Annotated in this window: 4 protein-coding genes; all 4 read left to right on the plus strand. The window is 73.2% G+C overall.

Annotation, left to right across the window (positions count from 1 at the left end; translation table 11 throughout):
- Nucleotides 1–450, plus strand: a 450-nt coding sequence (locus tag ACFV4N_RS41925) for a glycosyltransferase (protein WP_499678259.1), incomplete at its 5' end; no start/stop codon positions are given.
- Complete coding sequence (locus ACFV4N_RS41930) at nt 447–1,766, plus strand: aromatic ring-hydroxylating oxygenase subunit alpha (protein ID WP_499678260.1); 1,320 nt, start codon at nt 447–449, stop codon at nt 1,764–1,766. The genes ACFV4N_RS41925 and ACFV4N_RS41930, both read left to right, overlap by 4 nt.
- Nucleotides 1,763–2,275, plus strand: coding sequence for an aromatic-ring-hydroxylating dioxygenase subunit beta (locus ACFV4N_RS41935; protein ID WP_499678261.1), 513 nt, complete (start codon nt 1,763–1,765; stop codon nt 2,273–2,275). Before ACFV4N_RS41930 ends, ACFV4N_RS41935 begins: the two co-directional genes overlap by 4 nt.
- Before the next feature lie 7 nt (nt 2,276–2,282).
- Nucleotides 2,283–3,089 (plus strand): MFS transporter (locus ACFV4N_RS41940; RefSeq protein WP_499678262.1); only part of this gene is annotated, 807 nt, incomplete at its 3' end.

A 3,089-nucleotide genomic window follows, 5' to 3' on the forward strand; every position in this document is an offset into this window, starting at 1 on the left:
ATCACCGTTGCGGCGGCGACCGGCGCGCAGGTGATCGCCGCGGTGGGCGACCTCGCCGGGGAGCTGGCGCTGCCCGACGACGTGCTCACCGCCCCGTACCTGCCGCAGCGCGAGGTGCTGGAGCGCGCCGACGTGTTCATCACCCACGGCGGCTACAACTCCGTGGCGGAGTCGATCCGGGCGGCGACCCCGATGCTGGTGATCCCGCTGGCCGTGGACCAGCCCATCCAGGCGCACTTCGTGCGCCGCGCGGGCTTCGGGACGGCGTTGGAGCCGGCCGCCGTCACCGGGCAGGCGGTCGCCGACGCGGTCACCGACCTGCTCGATCCCGCCCGGGACTACCGGGCCAGGCTGCGGGCCGCGCAGCCGGAGTGCGGCGATTCCGCCGCGCGCACGGCCGAGCTGGTCATCAGCGCGGTCGAGACGCTTCAGCGAAAGGGGCAGCAGTGACGATCGAACTGCAGCGTCCGGTGGGCGACCCGATCGTGATCGACGACCTCGAACGCCTGTCGTTCCGGGTGGATCGCCGCGCCTACACCGACGACGACGTGGCCGCGCAGGAGGTGGCCAGGATCTTCGACCGCTGCTGGTTGTACGTCGGGCACGAGTCGGAGGTGCCCGAGCCGGGCTCCTACGTGGCGCGCGACGTCGGCGGGCGCCCGGTGGTCATGGCGCGCGGGTCCGACGGGGTGATCCGGGTGTTCGCGAACAGCTGCACCCACCGCGGCGCCCTGATCTGCTCGCAGCCGTCCGGTCAGGCCAGGTCGTTCCGGTGCCCGTACCACGACTGGACGTTCTCCAACCGGGGCGACCTGGTCGGGGTCCCGCTCCCGGACGGGTACGGCCCCGGCTTCCGGAAGGCCGACTTCGGCCTGGCGCGGCACCGCAGCGACGCCTACCGCGGTTTCGTGTTCGTCACCTTCGACCCGGCGCAGCCGCGCACCCTGACCGAGTACCTGGCGGGCGCGACGGAGTACCTCGACCTGATCGACGACCAGTCCGAGGTCGGGATGGAGGTGATCCAGGGCGCGCAGCTCCACGGCGCCCGCGCCAACTGGAAGCTCATGATGGAGAACAGCGTCGACATCTACCACTTCCGGGCCCTGCACAAGCGCTACGTCGGCTACATGGAGTCGCTGGGGTCGGTGCCGCCGCGGCGGCGGGGCGGTTTCGGCCGCGCCCTCGGGCTGGGTCACGGGGCCAACGAGCTGCCGCCGGCGGCGGCCCGCCCGCTCGCCTACTGGACGCCGATGTTCGGCGACGAGGTCCGGCCGCGGATCGAGGCGACGGCCGCGCGGTTCGTCGACCGGTTCGGCCCCGAGCGCGCCGAGCGGATCACCGGCACCAACCGCGCGTTGCTGATCTTCCCCAACCTGATGATCATCGACGCGATCGCGATCACGATCCGCAAGATCGACCCGGTCGGCGCCGACCGGATGGCCATCACCTCGGTCGCCCTGGCGCCCAAGGACGAGGACCCGGACATCCGGGAACTCCGCAAGAGCCACTACCTGACCTTCCTCGGCCCCGCCGGCTTCGCCACCCCCGACGACATCGAGATCGTCGAGTCGTGCCAGCGGGGCTACCTCAACCGCACGGTCCGCTACTCGGACCTGTCGCGCGGGATGGACAAGGAGGTCCCGGAGACGACCGACGAGCTCCCCGCCCGGGAGTTCTGGCGGCAGTGGGACCGGCTGATGCACGGCGACGACGGTCACCTCGACGTCGCCCACCGGGTCGAGGCGCGGGAGGTGGAGGCGCGATGACCACCGAGCTGATGGTCGACGAAGCGGCCCGGGTGCGGTTGTGGCACCGGGTGAGCCGGTTCCTGTTCCGCGAGGCGCGGCTGCTCGACGAGTGGCGCCTGCGCGAGTGGTACGACGAGATGCTGACCGACGACGTCCGCTACTCGGTGCCGGCCACCGACGTCCGCGGCGAGGCGGCCGGCGCGCTCGGGCTCATCGACGACGACGCCGCCCGGCTGCGCCAGCGGATCGAGCAGCTCCTCAACGGCGAGGTGTGGTGCGAGAACCCCCGGTCGCGCACCAACCGGATGATCAACAACGTGGAGGTCCTGGACGACCGGGGCACGCACCTCGACGTGGCGGCGAACGTGGTCGTGCACCGCTTCGGGCACGGGCGCTCCGACGCCTACGTCGGGAAGTACCGGTTCGAACTGGTCGCCGAGGGCGAGTCGTTCCGGATCCGGAGGCGGGTCGTGGTGCTCGACCACGAGACGTTGTACGAGCACGGGAAGCTCAGCATCGTCCTGTGACCGGACCGTGACGGCGGCCGGCCCCGGCAGCGCCCCACCCGTTGCCGCCGCCCAGCCGCGCCTCCCCCGCGAGGTCTACGTCCTGAGCGTCGTCGGTGGCTGCGTCATGCTGGGCCTGGGACTGGTGCTCCCGGTGCTCCCGGTGTACGCGGCGACGTTCGGGGCCGGGCCCGCCCGGATCGGGGCTCTCGTCTCCCTGTTCGCGTTGGCGCGGCTGGCCGCCGGTCCGTTCTGCGGCCGGCTCGCGGTCCGCTTCGGGGAGCGGCGGGTCCTGGTCGCCGGGCTGCTGATCTGCGCGGTCTCCTCGGCCCTGACGGCGTTCGCCGGGTCCTACGGGCAGTTGCTCGTGTTCCGCGGGCTCGGCGGCGTCGGCTCGGTGCTGTTCTCGGTGTCCGCGCTGTCGACCCTCCTGGCGATCGCGCCGGCCGACCGGCGGGGCCGCGCCGGCGCCGTGTTCGAAGCGGGCTTCCTGCTCGGCGGGATCTGCGGACCGGGACTGGGCGGGCTCCTCGCCCTCCTGAGCCTGTCCGCGCCGTTCCTCGCGTACGCCGTGCTGCTGCTGGCCGCCGCGGCGCTGAGCCTGGCGGTGCTGCGCACCGGTGGGGCCGCCGGCGCGGGGGCCGGCCGCGACGTGGTCCGGCTGCCGGTCCTGCTGCGGGACCGGCGCTACCTGGTGGCCTGCCTCGCGGCGTTCGCGCAGGGGTGGGTGCTGTTCGGGCTGCGGGGCGCGCTGGTCCCCGCGGTGGTCGTGGCGTGGCGGCACGACGTGACGTGGGTCGGGTGGGCGTTCACGACGTCCGCCGTCGTCCAGGCG

The sequence above is a fragment of the Actinosynnema sp. NPDC059797 genome, assembly GCF_042732085.1.
Lineage (GTDB): Bacteria > Actinomycetota > Actinomycetes > Mycobacteriales > Pseudonocardiaceae > Actinosynnema.